Here is a 13,887-nt window from a genome sequence, read left to right as displayed (position 1 = left end):
AGATACACAATGGGCTTGTTGATTGATGGCCAGTGGCATGATCAGTGGTATGACACTAAAAGCAATAAAGGTGAATTTGTTCGTAACGAATCACAGTTTCGTAACTGGGTAACTAAAGATGGTAGCGCTGGGCCTAGTGGTAAAGCAGGCTTTAAAGCTGAAGCGGGTCGTTATCATCTTTATGTCTCTCTGGCTTGTCCATGGGCGCATCGCACACTAATTATGCTTGGGTTAAAGGGGCTGACGGATTTTATCTCGGTTGATGTTGTACACCCGCTCATGTTTGAACATGGTTGGACGTTTGCGAGTGATTTTGCGGCGAGCACGGGTGATAGCTTATTCGGTCATGATTATTTACATCAGGTGTATACCCAAGCAGAGCCAAACTATAGCGGGCGAGTCACTGTTCCAGTTTTATGGGATAAGCAGACCAATACCATTGTGAATAACGAGTCGTCCGAAATTATTCGTATGCTTAACAGTGCTTTTGATGATATTGGCGCAAAGGCAGGTGATTTTTATCCTGAAGTCCTTAGCGCTCAGATTGATGAGGTCAATTCCTGGGTCTACGACAAAGTCAATAATGGTGTTTACCGAGCAGGTTTTGCTACCTCGCAAACGGCTTATAATGCTGCCGTAGTTGAGTTATTCACAGCCTTGGATCAGTTGGAAGAGCGTCTATCACAACAGCGCTTTTTAGTTGGGGATCATTTTACTGAAGCTGATCTGCGTTTATTCACAACCTTGGTTCGCTTTGATCCAGTGTATGTGACGCACTTTAAATGTGATCTACGTCGAATTGCAGATTATCCAGCGTTATCTGGCTATCTGCGCGAGATTTACCAGATGGCTAATATCGCCGAAACGGTAGATATGGATCACATCAGGCACCACTACTACAGCAGCCATCGTACCATTAATCCGACGGGTGTGATTTCAGTGGGTCCAAAATTTGATTTAACTGCACCACATGGTCGGGAGGCGTTATGAGTAAGTTAGACAATCTACGCAGTATCAAACGTATTATCCCAGCAAAAGACAGTATGGATGGTGCTGGAGTTAAGCTGAAGCGCAGCATAGGTAGAAGCGAAGCTACTCGGATTGATCCTTTTCTGATGTTGGATGCGTTTTCATCGGAGAATCCAGATGACTATCTGGCTGGGTTCCCACCTCATCCCCATCGTGGTTTTGAAACTGTGACCTATATGTTGGATGGGCACATGATTCATCGTGATCATATGGGTAATGAAGGGGATCTACGAGCGGGTGGTGTGCAATGGATGAAAGCTGGCAGGGGGGTAATTCACGAAGAGCGGCCTCAGCGTATAGACGGTTTGATGCGCGGTTTCCAGCTGTGGATAAACCTGCCCGCCTCAGAAAAGATGCAACCGGCCTCTTATCAAAATATTGAACCTGAAGAGGTGCCGCAATTAATCGGTGAAGGCTATCAATTAAAAGTTGTTGCAGGTGAAATAAATTTGGAAGGCCAAGTTTTAAAAGGACCTGTGCAAAATAGCGCTACAGAACCGATGTACTGTGATCTGCAGATTAAAGCTGGGCGGGAGATCGAGTTGGCTCTGCCAGAGTTCCATAACGCTGCGATCTACCTTTTTGATGGCGAAGCGAAGGTTGCTGGGGAGCTAATTGATCAACACCAAGTAACTGAGCTTTCTGAAGGTAAAGGCGTTGTTATCAAAGCACAAAGTGATAGCCGTATGTTGATTTTGGCAGGCAAGCCTATTGGTGAACCCGTGGTTCAATATGGTCCTTTTGTAATGAATACAATGGCTGAGATAGAACAAGCGTTGACGGATTACCGCGAAAACCGTCTTGTTGGTTAAAGGGAGGCAAAGGCATCGCTTAAATTATTCGAGGGGAGGTAGGGCCGCATTAACGGCGGATTATCGGTGAATATTCCATCAACACCCCAGTCAAAAAGCACCGCAGCTTGAGTGGGGTCGTTACAGGTATAGCAGTAGAGCTCGTAACCTGCTTGTTTGATCACTTGCACATCACTTTGTGTGATTAGGTTAGCATCGCAATGTAGGCTAACTGCATCTAGTATCTCGGCTTTAAGCTGCCATAGTTCTGGTAGGTGGTCATAAAGCAGGCCTATCTGGGCTTGAGGGTCTAGCGCCTTATAAGCGCTCAGCAGGTCAAAGTTGTAACAACTGATAATCAACTTCTCGGGGGCCTGCCAATAGACGCTGATCTGCTCAAAGACTCTTTCTGCAACTAGATCCGGCTCTAAATCGAAAGGCTTTATCTCTAGGTTCAGGCCCAGCTGCAGTTCTTGGCAAAGCCTAAGAGCATCCGAAAGGTGCGGCATAGGTTCATCTACCCATTCTGGATGGAACCAACTGCCAGCATCCAGTAAAGGAAGGGCATCGAAGCTTAGAGCGCTTAATGGCCCTTGCTGATTAGTACAGCGATCTAGATGCTCGTCATGAAATAAAACTGGAGTTGAATCTCCGAGAAGAGTGGTGTCGAGTTCAACCCAAGTAACACCGCATTCAGCAGCCATCTGAATACCTGCTAAAGTATTCTCGGGAGCTAAATGAGCAGCTCCCCTATGACCAATGATACGGCTGGCGATCATGGAATCTGCATACCTCTCTGGACGAATTCAATATGACCCATCCGTTCCATCCAAGCTTTCACAAATGGGAACTTGTCAGGATCTACATGTTGCCACTCATAACGCATAGCCCATGGGTAGATGGCGAAATCTGCAATTGAAAGCTCATCCCCAATCACAAACTGTTTATTTGCTAACTGCGTATCGAGAGTTTGCCATAAGCGCTGGGCTTCGTTGTTGTAGCGTTGTTTGGCATAGTCTGAAGCATCAGGTGCAAAGCGATTAAAATGATGTGCTTGCCCTAAGAACGGACCAAAACCACCCATTTGCCACATTAACCATTGTAGGCACTCTAGGCGGGCTTGTGGGTCTGAAGGGATAAATTCACCGGCTTTTTCAGCCAAGTAAATTAAAATAGCGCCGCTTTCAAATAGTTGGACGGTTTCGCCGTTTGGGCCTTCATCATCGACAAGAGCAGGAATTTTGCTATTTGGACTAATCGCTTTAAACGCAGGTTCAAATTGTTCTTTCTCGAAAATATTAACTGGATGGACTCGATAGGGAAGACGAAGAGCTTCCAACATGATGGATATCTTTCGCCCGTTTGGTGTTCCCCAAGTGTATAAATCGATCATCGCAGTGCCTTACAGGTTGATAAAGTGGTGGTAAATACCGATCAGCTCTTGCTCTGTAAATGTAACAATGACTAACTGCTGACCTGGTTTAATTAAATTGGGGTTCTCACCTAAGATTCCTTTTTGATAGTTGTAGATATAGGTTTGATCTACTTTGGCTTTTAATACTTGGCCTAAAAAGGAACTACGTTTATCACCTAAAGCTTCATCTGCGTCTTTCGGAATATCTACTGATACTTTCTCCCCCAGTCCCGGTAAAGAAAGTCCTTCAGTAAAGGTCCGCATGAGGCCGTGTTGGATGATCCCCCATAAGCCTTCATCATCCCCCTCATTAACGGCATGAATAAAGTAGACTTTCTGTGCAGAGTTATCGGGATCATCTAATAACTCCAGCAGCTTGATCTGTTGAGTCGCGACCAATGCTGTATCTGCGACAGTAGCGTTAGTTTTTTTATCGCTTTTGCCCGTTTTTATTACGCTTAGATGACTGCTAACAGCAAAGGTTTCACCTTGTGCTTCTGCTGTTGTGTCACTGCCCTGAGAGCTACTAGCCTCTTCTAGAATCTCCGCCTGTGATGAAGTTTTTACAGGGGGAAGTTTAAGAAGTTGTTCTGCCGTTACAAAATTACTCGCTTGCTCTATTTTAATCGGGCTTTCTTGCCCCGAAGTTAGACGATCAATATGTTGGCGGGCTTCCTGTTGTGTTGAGGCTGAGGGCTGAAGGTCGGTCGTTTGAACTTCATTAGTCGTTTGTTCCTTCTGCGTAAACAGATATCCAGCTACGCCAATACTAACAATCACTAATATTAAAATGAGACGCTGCATAATTTGATCCTAATTAGCTTTGGGTCTCCCACTAATGTAGCGGTTCGCTCGTGATAAGAAAATAGGGTAATCCCTTTGTTTATATTCTATATATCCATCAACTTTACCAAGGTGCACGTTGTTGTTGGCGGCTATTTATTGTCAGCGAAGCTAGAGAAATTATTGAATATTTGCTATGTTTGTTAATAGAATTGATACTGATTATTGTTTAGATTTCTGGAATATGAGCTTTGCTAAATTGTAGTTTGAATGTTGTCAGCGGTAGTAGCTTAGAGTTGTTGGATTTAGTTGAGCAGCAAAGATTTGGTGTGGAATATCAGCCCTTAATAGATGCAAATACTGGGGATATTCTGGGGTACGAGGCGTTAGCGCGCTTTTATCATGCAGATGGACGAGCAATTCCGCCTTTAGATGTTTTTCAGGTTTTGCACGACAGTCCTCTTATGTTGGCGCAAGTTGAGTTGCAATTAAAGCGTCTACAGATGCGTTATCGTCCTGAGGGTGTGGCGCTATTTTTGAATCTTGATCCCCATGCCTTTTCTGTATGTACTGATGCGGATGGTTCGGGTCAAAATGCGATGGTGAATTTGCTTAAAGGCAATAGCGATCTAGTAATCGAATTGATCGAAAATACCGACGTCAATGATGCCAAAATCAGTAATGATGTGTCTGAATTGATGCGCAAGCAAGGGATTGCGATTGCACTAGATGATGTTGGTGCACCAGGCAGTATGATTGCGATGAACATCCTGAGTGAAGTGGATTATATCAAGTTTGATCGAAGTTGGTTGCGTGATGATCTGACTGAAAATATGCAGTTGTTGATTAAAAGTGTCATAAGTTTTGCACGTGTTAGTGGTAAAAAAACTGTATTGGAAGGGGTTGAGTCAGCTGAAGATTTGGCAACAGCAATCAAGCTGGGTATTGATTATGTACAAGGTTTTTTCTATCAAGAGCTCTTTATTCAAAAGCGATGTTTTGACTAATTTTTCCAAAAATAGGCTACCCTTAAAACTGTAATTTTAACTTATTGATTTTTATATGATTGAAAAGATTGATGAAGTTTTAGGTTTCTGGTTCGGTCAAATAGAAGATGGCTTTACGGTATGTGATCGTTCGGAACTTTGGTGGGCAGGATCACCAGAAAATGATCGTTTGATCACTGAGTTGTTTGGGCATCAAGTTCGTCAGGCTTTGCGAGGTAATTTGGATGCTTGGGCGGAAACACCGCGTGGACGATTAGCTCTGATTCTATTGTTAGATCAATTTACCCGTACAATCTATCGAGGCTCAGCAGACGCTTTCGCAGGAGATAGTCAGGCTCTGCAACTGTGCCTAAGTGGACGTACTCAAGGGCATGATCAAGCATTAGAGTTTGTCGAACGCACCTTTTTCTATATGCCATTAGAGCATGCTGAAAACCTGCAAATGCAGCAATTGTGTGTCAGTAGTTTTGAGCAGATGTTGTTAGAAGTGGCAGGTGAAAAGAAACTACAAGTAGAAAACTGGTTGGATTTTGCTTGTCAGCATCATGAGCAGATAGAGCGATTTGGCCGCTTTCCTCATCGTAATGAAGTACTTGGGCGCAGCTCCACGCCAGAAGAGTTGGCTTACTTATTACAAAGCCATAGTCGCTGGGGACAATAAGGTTTAAGTAAACAAAGAACTAACGCCTTAATTACAAAGATAAATAGAAGAGTCTTTTTAGAACAGTGTGTCTTGTTGGCGATTCTGTTCTTGCCATGGTGTGAATAAACAACAGCCGGGAAGGGCTGCTTCAAGCTTCTCCACAAAGAAAGCGGCAAGTTGCGGCGCTTCGGCATTATCTGGTGTGTGGAAAAAGAAATATGGTGTTTTGCCTTGTTTCATCCAAGTGATCGCTTTACTAATCCATGGATCAAGGTAAGGGGTTCCCCATTGCCAATCTAAAGGTGTGATAAAGCGAATCATAGGGGATTGCCCAGTTGAAATAGCATGCACAGGGAGTTGAGGTTTGTGCTCTTTAGCTTTGAGGCTAACCGTATCCTCTGCAGGATGTGCAAACAGGGAACGGGTATCAAAACTAATGCGATTACAGTTTTGAGAAACCAACAGCTGGTTGAGCTGTTGCTCGGCATCTCCTTTTTGGAAAAACTCGGGATGACGAATTTCTACCGAATACTGCCAATCGGTGGGTAGTGATTTTAGGTAGTTTTCCAGATTGTTTAGAGAATCAGGCCCAAAGGCTGCAGGTAGCTGGATATAGAGTAAGCCCAGTTTCTCTTGTAGAGGAGTGAGCCGCTCGAAAAACTGCAGTGTTTCTTTTTGGCAGTGGGTGAGTTGTCTATGATGGCTTATCTCTTGAGGGAACTTAAAGCAAAAACGAAACTGCTCTGAGGACTCTTTATACCATTGTTCGACGGTACTTTGTTTAGGTAAACCGTAAAACGTTGAGTTTCCTTCTACACTACTAAAATGGCGTGCATAAGCCTGTAGTACATGAACATGGCTGCTTCGTTCTAAGCAGTTATCTTGCCATGCAGCATGTTGCCATTGGGTTAAGCCTATATAGCAACGAGGCGAAGAAATTAATGAGGTTGAAGGTATCTGCACGTTTTTTATGGGTATGTAATGTACTTTGTTTCAAGAGAGTGTAGATTGTACTCTCAGATCATTAGTAATGCGTAGTTTAAAGAGAGAGATCTAATGGATTTTGCATCACTGTTGGGAATCATTTCGGGCCTAGCGTTAATTATCTCTGCCATCGTCATGGGGGGAAGTGCAGATGTATTTGTGAATGTCCCAGGCATGATGATTGTTGCTGGCGGTACTATCGCTGCTACTTTGCTGACGGTGCAATTTAAGGATGTGCTTAACTCTTTTAAAGGTGCATTTATCGTTTTTACTCAGGATAAAACAAATCCACAGGAGATGATTGATACGATGCTAGAGTTAAGTCGTATTAGCCACCGCCATGGTTTGTTAAAGCTGGGTGATGTCGAGAGCTCGTCTCCTGTTTTGAAACGAGCATGTATGCTCTTGGCCGAGGCTGCTTCAGAACAAGTTATTCGAAATACAATTCAAAACGAAATCGACTCCCTAGTATCTCGTCATCATGCTACACAAGATGTATTTAAAAAAATGGCAGCGTACTCGCCTGCTTTTGGTATGTTGGGAACTCTTATTGGTTTAATCCAAATGCTGAGCGTTTTGGATAATCCTGAAGCGATTGGCCCTTCTATGGCTGTAGCACTATTAACAACTTTTTACGGCTCTCTATTAGCAACTATGGTCTTCCTTCCAATTGCTGGGAAGCTTAAGTCTAGAACTTTGCTTGAAGTAACTAACTTAGAAATTATACGAGAAGGGTGCATTAGCATACTAACTAATGATCATTATATGCACGTATACGAACAGCTCTCGTCCTATATTCCTGCTGCTAAGCGAAAAAAAGTTGCGATTGGCAAGAAAAAGTAGTCGGGAGATCTAAATGAACTCTAAGAAAACACTGGTAGAGGAAGAAGAGGGCGCAAGCTGGATCTACACATTTGCTGATCTGATGACATTGCTCTTGGTGTTTTTTGTGTTGTTATTTTCTCTATCGAGTGTCGAAGCTGAGCGTTTTGAAAAAACAATTAGATCGCTGAATGATGCCTTTCAGGGGGATGATGGTGCTAATAGCATTATCGATCTGCCTCATAATGCTCCAGTTAAAACTGAGATACCTGAGGAGATTGAAGAATCCCTCCCTGCGACAGACATTGCCGAGAAAGAAGCTGAAAAGCCAAATGAGAATGAAGCTGAATCCCAAAACGTCGCGATTGATTCGGAGTTGACTAAATTAACTCACGAAATTAATCAGCAATTTCAAATTGCTGCGGCTACCGATGCGGTTGAAGTCGGAACGCCTAAAGATGGTAAAGTGACCATCAAAATTAAAGGGGATGTCCTATTTCCGTCAGGTTCTGCTGAGTTTAATACAGAGATGATGACGGTTTTGGATTCAGTGGTTCTTACATTAAAGAAAAACCCTGATCTGAAGCTGAGCATTAATGGTCATACCGATAATATTCCTATCCAAACCCCACGATTCCCTTCAAACTGGGATCTGTCTGCTATACGTGCAACCAATGTGCTCCGGTATATGGTGCGGGGTGGTTTAGAGGTGGATCGAGTTACGGCAACGGGATATGGTGACTCGGTGCCAGTGTCGTCTAATGCTACTTTACGAGGGCGAGCAGAAAACCGCCGTTTAGAATTTGTGCTTGAAAAAAGGGCAGCACAGTGAAGATCGATATAGAAATAGAACTTTCTGAAGAGGAAAATCGCCGCCAAGCTTTTCGAGCTGTTTCAAGTGGTCAGGTTAAAATGACGATTGGCGAGACGACGGTTGAGCTTTTAGATATTTCTGCAACGGGCGTTGCTTTTAAGACAGATCAAACCTTTTCAGGTTATTTAGAAGATGTCGCTATCCTTTTTAAAACGCATAAAAAATACCGCTTAAAACCGCGCTTAAAGGTTTCATTCTGTGGCAAAGGTCGTTGTGGCGCTGAATTTGAAGGTTTGTCAGATAAAGCTCATATGGCTCTATCTGAGTTAGTCGTAAGTTTACAAAAAGAGCTTATACGCCGAGAACGGGCTTTGAGAGAAGCAGCTGAAGATGGCGCTTAAGTACGGCTTTCTATCTATTTGAAAATAATCTGAAAAAAGGCTTGTGGTTTAGGGTAAGCATCTATAATATACGCGCCACGTTGATGCGGGGTGGAGCAGCTTGGTAGCTCGTCGGGCTCATAACCCGAAGGTCGTTGGTTCAAATCCAGCCCCCGCTACCAAATTCAGATTAAGCCGATTTAGTTAATTCTAAGTCGGCTTTTTCGTTTCTAAGCTCCCTTATTTTCAGTCGACCCAGAAAGTTTCAGTTCTCACGGCCCCTCTTGTCGTAGAGCGATACAAATATCAGATGTGGTCTTTACCCCGGTTGCATAATCCGTATGCTTATTTTGTTCGTATGCATTTGGAAAGGAATCCGGAGGAAAGCTATGAATTGGGCTGTATCTTCAATCATCATGTTTCTGTTTTGCTCGCTGCTTTTTATCAGGCCAGCCTCAGCAGAAGTTGTTGAAGCTGAACAAGGTCAGGCATGTCCCGATCTGCTTAACTACCGCTTTAAACGACTAGGTCAAGATCAATACGAAAACCTATGCGAAGCATATTCTGGAAAGCTCATACTCGTCGTTAATACCGCCAGTAAATGTGCTTTTACGCCTCAGTATGATGGTCTTGAGAAACTCTATCGAAAATATAATTCCTCGGGTTTTGTCGTACTTGGTTTTCCGTCTAATGATTTTGCCGGTCAAGAGCCTGGTACTGAAAAACAGATCCTTAATTTTTGCCGCTTAACCTACAGCGTTGAGTTTCCTATGTTTGAGAAAGTTCACGCTATTAAGGGTAAGGCTCACCCTTTTTATCAGCACTTAGCAAGTTTGGCAGATGGGCAGTACCCCGGATGGAATTTCCATAAATACCTTATCTCCCCAGAAGGCGAATTAATCGCTAATTTCAAAAGCTTCACTAGGCCTTCAGATAAAGGCTTGGTTAATCTCATTGAGGCGAATTTACCTAATGGATGAGTTGTTTGATCAAAATACAAAAGCGGTTCCTACCTCAAGGATCTCACGACTAAGTAAGTTAGGGGTTCTAGCAAGCAAAGTTGCCGGAAATATGCTGGTGGATGGTGGTAAAGAGCTTATGCAAGGCAAATCACCAGCAATAAGAGATCTCCTTATCTCCGAGAAAAACTTAAAACAGCTAGCAGATAAGCTGGCCACTATGCGTGGTGCTGCTATGAAGGCTGGGCAATTGCTTTCGATGGATGCAGGAAGTTTAGTTCCGCCTGATATGGCTGTATTGCTAGAGCGATTAAGAGCCGATGCGGTCACTATGCCAGCTGTTCAGTTATTAGATGTACTGGAAAAAAATTGGGGGGATGAGTGGCAGGATCAATTCCAGCGTTTTAGTTTTAAGCCTATTGCAGCCGCTTCGATCGGACAAGTCCATAAAGGCTTAACGCTCGATAACAGGGAGCTCGCGATAAAAATCCAATATCCTGGTGTCAGAGAGAGTATCGATAGTGATTTAGATAATGTTTTCGGACTATTACGTTTCAGCGGCTTGATTCCCAAGGACTTAGATCTAACCCCACTGGTTGATGAAGCTCGGAGACAATTAAAGCTTGAAGCGGATTATCGCCATGAAGGCCAGCAACTACGAAATTACGCTGCGAACATGGCTACTTTCTCTCGGCGAGAAGAGTTGATGTTCCCTGTATATCATGAGGATCTTTCGACCGATCAAATCCTATGTATGAGTTATATGCAGGGACAGTCCATAGATAAATTAGCTTACGCTTCTCAAGAAGAGCGGAATCGCGTGATGTCTTTGATGATGGAGTTGTTTTTTGCTGAATTTCTAGACTATCGCTGTGTGCAAACAGATCCTAATTTAGCTAATTTTCTCTATAACCTAGAGAGCAAGCAGTTAGTGCTTTTAGACTTTGGGGCCACGCGTGAGTTTGAACCTTTTTTTGTTGATAACTATCAAAAAGCATTGCACGCAGCTACTGTCGAAGATCGAACAGCATTGGCCTCAGCATTAGATAAGCTAGGTTTTTTTGCTCAGGGTAAGGAAGTAAAAAATCTCGATGTCGTTTTGGATATCTTTATTCTTGCGACTGAGCCTTTGAGGTTTAAAGGAAACTATGATTTTTCAGGTTCGCAATTGGCGGAAAAAATTAGAGATAAAGGTCTCTCGATTAGTAGCGATCCTGATGCATGGCACTCACCACCACCGGATATACTTTTCCTTCATCGAAAAATAGCTGGGTTGTATCTCATGGCGACGCGTTTTAATGCTTCAATTGATATGAATCGATTAGTTTCTCGATATTGGTGAGCATTGATCATTGCAGCGTTTTTTAAAACGCCATGCTGCGAAGCGTGTGTATATAAACTCTAATAAGGGCTCTAATTTTAGGGCCCTTATTAAACTAGCAATTCTTTTATAACGCGTAAGGTTTTCCCAAATTAAGAGGAAGCTTGCGACACCTGTGATGGTTGTACCATCTCTATTGATACTATGAAGCCTCTCCATCGCTGCGTTTAGTTCTATATTGTGATCAGATAAGCGCTCTGGATTTAAATAGATATCCACCCATTCAATAGAACTATCAGTATCTACTCGTTGGTAATGATGAATCTCTTTTTTACATAGAGGGCAACCACCGTCGAAAAATACGATCGGTTTAGCTTTTGATTCTTGCAACATAGTGTTTATTCACAACTGGTTTATTAATCTGTTACGACAGAATCCTTTGATCGGTTCAGGTGTTTACGCCGTATTAGTTTATATGAACAGTGTAAACAAAAGACTGAAAAATGTAGTGTTAATAGGCGCTACAGGTGGGATAGGATCAGCACTGATTAAGCGGCTTCTTCAAGATCCGGAAGTTGGGCATATATTTGCTTTTTCACGCTTGTCAGCAGAAAAGCCAATAGAGTTACACAACGACAAGGTAACTTATGGTTATGTCGATCTCTATTCGGAAAAGAGCATTTCTCAATTGGGCGTGCTCCTAGAAAGCATAGAGCTTGATTTGGTCTTGGTTTGTTCTGGACTTCTCCATGATGAGCAAACTCAGCCTGAAAAGCGCCTCAGCCAGATTAATATGGAAAATTTCCAGAAGCTTTTCCATATTAATGCCACAGCGCCTATGTTAATTGCGCAGCAGCTTGTTCCTTTGCTTAATAAAAAGGGCAAGGCTGTATTTGCTGTGATTTCTGCACGGGTGGGAAGTATAAGCGATAACCGCTTGGGTGGTTGGTATGGTTACAGAGCCAGTAAAAGTGCTCTGAATATGCTTCTAAAAACTTTATCGATAGAAACGCAGAGAAAACTTCCTCAATCTATCACCGTTGGTTTGCATCCGGGTACAGTGAACACAGTGTTGTCCCAGCCATTTCAGAGTAAGGTTCCAGCAGAAAAGTTATTTACTCCTGAGCAATCTGCTAGCTATTTGCTAAGAGTCATAGAGACGCTACGGCCTGAACAAAGCGGGAGAGTATTTGCATGGGATGGTGCAGAGATACTCCCCTAATGCGGAATTACCTAACGGATATGCCTACCACCATCTAAAGACAGTGTTCTGCCAGTCATGTACTTGCTGTCCAGCAGATAATCTACCGCTTTAATTATCTCTTCAGTACCAGGCGCAATTTTTAAAAGAGATTTGTCCAACGCTTTGGCTTTATAGGCACTGTCGTCTTCAGGGTTAAACATAATCAAGGAAGGCGCAATAGCATTCACTTTGACCTTTGGTGCGAGCAGAGATGAAAAGGATAAGGTCATATTGCTGAGTGCCGCTTTGCTCGCAGCATAAGCGATATGTTTATCGCTACCTTTGTCGACAACATAGTCAGTAATATTAATGATGTCGGTTGTAGATTCGCAATTTTCTAGCAGGGGTTTTAGTGCCAAATTAAGTTGGTAAGGAACGCCAGCATGGATCATCATCATTTTGTTAAAGATGTCTTCAGGGGAATGCTTGCTGGTTTCAGGTAGCCAGTCTGAAGCATTGTGAATAATGCCCCTAAGGCTGGTGTAGTTACTTTTTACATGGTCGATAAGACGATTGAGGTCTTCTTGTTTATAAAAGTCACACTCAATCAGGTCGGCATCTGAGATCTCCTCTAAATTATCGTAATATGTCCTATACGTTCCAATAACAGGGATGCCGTGCTGTATAAAATGTTTGCACAATGCAAACCCGATACGTTTGCCTACGCCAGTGATAAGGATTGGTTTTGAGTTGTTTACCATCTTTTCTGGTATCCGTATTAGTGACGTGTGTCAGCAAGTTGTTTCCAAGGTAGAGAGGTTTCAAAGCTATCTGGGAAAACGATTGGAGGCTGTCCGACCATTTCGTCATAAGCGCTGTTGGGTCTGCGAAGTGTGTAGTGCTCAACATCGACAAATTGAAAGATCTCTTGTATCTCAAGGAGACTGCGACTTTTAAAGGGATCGTTGCCTTGATATAGAAGACGTTCTTGTCCTTCCGCTTCTACTGTGACTTGATAAAGCATCCAATCCAGTGAGTGAATAACAACTTTATCTATCGGCTCTAGGTCGTGTATATCTTCTATTTGCAGCTTCATAGCTAGCTCCTACCTAAGTTAGAAACTCTGCTCTTGTGCGTTCATTGGTCTTAAATATGCCGCCAAGAGCAGTGGTTTCAGTAGCTGAATTTACGTCCATTACACCTCGTGATTTAACGCAATAGTGTGTAGCGGAGATCGAAACAGCTACATTGTCTGTTTCCAATAAAGTTTGGAGTGCAATTAGGATTTGCTTCGTTAGCCGTTCCTGAACTTGAGGTCGTTGGCTGAAAAACCGAACCAATCGATTGATTTTAGATAAACCAATAATCTTTTTGTTGGGGATATAAGCAACTTTTGCGGTGCCATCAATCGTAACGAAATGATGCTCGCAAGAACTTACCAGATTGATATCGCGGACTTTGACCATCTCGTCCACATCCATTTTGTTTTCGATCATAGCTATCGCTGGAAAATTCTCATAATCGAGACCAGAGAAAATCTCATACACATACATCTTAGCTACGCGATGAGGGGTTTCTCTCAAACTATCGTCTTCTAGGTTAAGACCTAAGGTACTTGCAACTTCAGTCATAAGCCCTTTTATTCGTTCGTACTTTTCGTCTTGGGTTAGAGGGGATTCGATGGTCGGAGTCTCTAATCCTTTTTCTATAAGTTGGTCTCGGACGGCAGTGGCTTCTGCAGAAATCATGATGTTACC

The 13,887-nt window shown here is 43.0% G+C and carries 18 protein-coding genes and 1 tRNA gene; 11 read left to right on the top strand and 8 right to left on the bottom strand.

The annotated features are described in order from the left end of the window. The first annotated feature begins 9 nt into the window (after nt 1-9). Nucleotides 10-990: a glutathione S-transferase family protein gene (locus ACMXYT_RS12540; RefSeq protein ID WP_415911504.1), complete on the top strand. Its 981-nt coding sequence runs from the start codon at nt 10-12 to the stop codon at nt 988-990. After that, the gene (locus ACMXYT_RS12535; protein WP_415911503.1) at nt 987-1,841 is read left to right on the top strand and encodes a pirin family protein; all 855 of its coding nucleotides are present in this window, start codon (nt 987-989) and stop codon (nt 1,839-1,841) included. Before ACMXYT_RS12540 ends, ACMXYT_RS12535 begins: the two co-directional genes overlap by 4 nt. Here the strand turns inward: ACMXYT_RS12535 and ACMXYT_RS12530 are convergent. The 3 genes from ACMXYT_RS12530 to ACMXYT_RS12520 are packed head-to-tail and all read right to left on the bottom strand — an operon-like array spanning nt 1,838 to nt 4,038. Beyond that, nucleotides 1,838-2,599, bottom strand: a complete 762-nt coding sequence (locus tag ACMXYT_RS12530; RefSeq protein ID WP_415911502.1) for a glycerophosphoryl diester phosphodiesterase — start codon at nt 2,597-2,599, stop codon at nt 1,838-1,840. The two genes, ACMXYT_RS12535 and ACMXYT_RS12530, sit on opposite strands and share 4 nt — an antisense overlap. Continuing rightward, a complete protein-coding gene (locus ACMXYT_RS12525; RefSeq protein ID WP_415882047.1) occupies nt 2,596-3,213 on the bottom strand; it encodes a glutathione S-transferase family protein in 618 nt (205 codons plus the stop codon). Before ACMXYT_RS12525 ends, ACMXYT_RS12530 begins: the two co-directional genes overlap by 4 nt. Before the next feature lie 9 nt (nt 3,214-3,222). Further along, complete coding sequence (locus ACMXYT_RS12520) at nt 3,223-4,038, bottom strand: hypothetical protein (protein WP_415911501.1); 816 nt, start codon at nt 4,036-4,038, stop codon at nt 3,223-3,225. 230 nt (nt 4,039-4,268) lie between these two features. On the opposite strand from ACMXYT_RS12520, the gene ACMXYT_RS12515 reads away from it, so the two are divergent. Both ACMXYT_RS12515 and ACMXYT_RS12510 read left to right on the top strand, forming a co-directional pair. After that, nucleotides 4,269-5,024 carry an EAL domain-containing protein gene (locus ACMXYT_RS12515; RefSeq protein ID WP_415911500.1) on the top strand — a complete coding sequence of 252 codons (756 nt, stop codon included), beginning with the start codon at nt 4,269-4,271 and terminating at the stop codon, nt 5,022-5,024. 55 nt (nt 5,025-5,079) lie between these two features. Then, complete coding sequence (locus ACMXYT_RS12510) at nt 5,080-5,685, top strand: DUF924 family protein (RefSeq protein ID WP_415911499.1); 606 nt, start codon at nt 5,080-5,082, stop codon at nt 5,683-5,685. 57 nt (nt 5,686-5,742) lie between these two features. On the opposite strand, the gene ACMXYT_RS12505 is transcribed toward ACMXYT_RS12510, so the two are convergent. Continuing rightward, nucleotides 5,743-6,630: a DUF72 domain-containing protein gene (locus ACMXYT_RS12505; RefSeq protein WP_415911498.1), complete on the bottom strand. Its 888-nt coding sequence runs from the start codon at nt 6,628-6,630 to the stop codon at nt 5,743-5,745. 93 nt (nt 6,631-6,723) lie between these two features. Between ACMXYT_RS12505 and ACMXYT_RS12500 the strand changes: the two genes are divergently transcribed. The 6 genes from ACMXYT_RS12500 to ACMXYT_RS12475 all read left to right on the top strand — a co-directional run bounded on the left by ACMXYT_RS12500 (nt 6,724) and on the right by ACMXYT_RS12475 (nt 10,968). Next, a complete protein-coding gene (locus ACMXYT_RS12500) occupies nt 6,724-7,494 on the top strand; it encodes a motility protein A (protein ID WP_415885474.1) in 771 nt (256 codons plus the stop codon). 13 nt (nt 7,495-7,507) lie between these two features. Beyond that, nucleotides 7,508-8,305, top strand: a complete 798-nt coding sequence (locus tag ACMXYT_RS12495; protein ID WP_415898945.1) for a flagellar motor protein MotB — start codon at nt 7,508-7,510, stop codon at nt 8,303-8,305. Further along, entirely contained in the window at nt 8,302-8,688 is a 387-nt protein-coding gene (locus ACMXYT_RS12490; protein ID WP_415898944.1) for a PilZ domain-containing protein, read from the top strand. The genes ACMXYT_RS12495 and ACMXYT_RS12490 overlap by 4 nt, the downstream gene beginning before the upstream one ends. An 84-nt stretch (nt 8,689-8,772) precedes the next feature. After that, nucleotides 8,773-8,849: transfer RNA gene (locus ACMXYT_RS12485), tRNA-Met, on the top strand. Nucleotides 8,850-9,056: 207 nt separating this feature from the next. Further along, nucleotides 9,057-9,647: a glutathione peroxidase gene (locus ACMXYT_RS12480; RefSeq protein WP_415898943.1), complete on the top strand. Its 591-nt coding sequence runs from the start codon at nt 9,057-9,059 to the stop codon at nt 9,645-9,647. Further along, nucleotides 9,640-10,968 carry an ABC1 kinase family protein gene (locus ACMXYT_RS12475; RefSeq protein ID WP_415898942.1) on the top strand — a complete coding sequence of 443 codons (1,329 nt, stop codon included), beginning with the start codon at nt 9,640-9,642 and terminating at the stop codon, nt 10,966-10,968. Before ACMXYT_RS12480 ends, ACMXYT_RS12475 begins: the two co-directional genes overlap by 8 nt. On the opposite strand, the gene ACMXYT_RS12470 is transcribed toward ACMXYT_RS12475, so the two are convergent. Further along, nucleotides 10,948-11,340, bottom strand: a complete 393-nt coding sequence (locus ACMXYT_RS12470; protein WP_415911497.1) for a thiol-disulfide oxidoreductase DCC family protein — start codon at nt 11,338-11,340, stop codon at nt 10,948-10,950. The genes ACMXYT_RS12475 and ACMXYT_RS12470 overlap by 21 nt on opposite strands. A gap of 1 nt (nt 11,341) precedes the next feature. On the opposite strand from ACMXYT_RS12470, the gene ACMXYT_RS12465 reads away from it, so the two are divergent. Further along, on the top strand, nt 11,342-12,169 hold the full coding sequence (locus ACMXYT_RS12465) for an SDR family NAD(P)-dependent oxidoreductase (protein WP_415898940.1): 828 nt from the start codon (nt 11,342-11,344) through the stop codon (nt 12,167-12,169). 11 nt (nt 12,170-12,180) lie between these two features. Here ACMXYT_RS12465 and folM read toward each other — a convergent pair whose 3' ends face one another. Genes folM through folE form a run of 3 tightly spaced genes read right to left on the bottom strand, consistent with a single transcriptional unit; the run spans nt 12,181 to nt 13,878 of the window. After that, on the bottom strand, nt 12,181-12,891 hold the full coding sequence (gene folM, locus ACMXYT_RS12460; protein ID WP_415898939.1) for a dihydromonapterin reductase: 711 nt from the start codon (nt 12,889-12,891) through the stop codon (nt 12,181-12,183). 17 nt (nt 12,892-12,908) lie between these two features. Next, a complete protein-coding gene (locus ACMXYT_RS12455; protein WP_415898938.1) occupies nt 12,909-13,226 on the bottom strand; it encodes a DUF6482 family protein in 318 nt (105 codons plus the stop codon). A gap of 13 nt (nt 13,227-13,239) precedes the next feature. Beyond that, nucleotides 13,240-13,878: a GTP cyclohydrolase I FolE gene (gene folE, locus ACMXYT_RS12450; protein ID WP_415898937.1), complete on the bottom strand. Its 639-nt coding sequence runs from the start codon at nt 13,876-13,878 to the stop codon at nt 13,240-13,242. Nucleotides 13,879-13,887: the final 9 nt, after the last annotated feature.

Source organism: Neptuniibacter sp. QD37_11 (assembly GCF_047778105.1).
In the GTDB taxonomy this organism is placed as follows: Bacteria; Pseudomonadota; Gammaproteobacteria; order Pseudomonadales; family Balneatricaceae; genus Neptuniibacter.
The sequence above is the reverse complement of the archived record's forward strand: the minus strand, read 5'-3'. Positions and strand labels throughout refer to the sequence as shown.

What these genes read in the sequence shown, in the direction of transcription:
- ACMXYT_RS12540 (WP_415911504.1), top strand. Translation starts at nt 10, where the DNA reads ATGGGCTTGTTGATTGATGGCCAGTGGCATGATCAGTGGTATGACACT.
- ACMXYT_RS12475 (WP_415898942.1), top strand. Translation starts at nt 9,640, where the DNA reads ATGGATGAGTTGTTTGATCAAAATACAAAAGCGGTTCCTACCTCAAGG.
- ACMXYT_RS12510 (WP_415911499.1), top strand. Translation starts at nt 5,080, where the DNA reads ATGATTGAAAAGATTGATGAAGTTTTAGGTTTCTGGTTCGGTCAAATA.
- ACMXYT_RS12525 (WP_415882047.1), bottom strand. Translation starts at nt 3,213, where the DNA reads ATGATCGATTTATACACTTGGGGAACACCAAACGGGCGAAAGATATCC.
- ACMXYT_RS12530 (WP_415911502.1), bottom strand. Translation starts at nt 2,599, where the DNA reads ATGATCGCCAGCCGTATCATTGGTCATAGGGGAGCTGCTCATTTAGCT.
- folE (WP_415898937.1), bottom strand. Translation starts at nt 13,878, where the DNA reads ATGATTTCTGCAGAAGCCACTGCCGTCCGAGACCAACTTATAGAAAAA.
- ACMXYT_RS12470 (WP_415911497.1), bottom strand. Translation starts at nt 11,340, where the DNA reads ATGTTGCAAGAATCAAAAGCTAAACCGATCGTATTTTTCGACGGTGGT.
- ACMXYT_RS12535 (WP_415911503.1), top strand. Translation starts at nt 987, where the DNA reads ATGAGTAAGTTAGACAATCTACGCAGTATCAAACGTATTATCCCAGCA.
- ACMXYT_RS12455 (WP_415898938.1), bottom strand. Translation starts at nt 13,226, where the DNA reads ATGAAGCTGCAAATAGAAGATATACACGACCTAGAGCCGATAGATAAA.
- ACMXYT_RS12495 (WP_415898945.1), top strand. Translation starts at nt 7,508, where the DNA reads ATGAACTCTAAGAAAACACTGGTAGAGGAAGAAGAGGGCGCAAGCTGG.
- ACMXYT_RS12520 (WP_415911501.1), bottom strand. Translation starts at nt 4,038, where the DNA reads ATGCAGCGTCTCATTTTAATATTAGTGATTGTTAGTATTGGCGTAGCT.
- ACMXYT_RS12480 (WP_415898943.1), top strand. Translation starts at nt 9,057, where the DNA reads ATGAATTGGGCTGTATCTTCAATCATCATGTTTCTGTTTTGCTCGCTG.
- folM (WP_415898939.1), bottom strand. Translation starts at nt 12,891, where the DNA reads ATGGTAAACAACTCAAAACCAATCCTTATCACTGGCGTAGGCAAACGT.
- ACMXYT_RS12500 (WP_415885474.1), top strand. Translation starts at nt 6,724, where the DNA reads ATGGATTTTGCATCACTGTTGGGAATCATTTCGGGCCTAGCGTTAATT.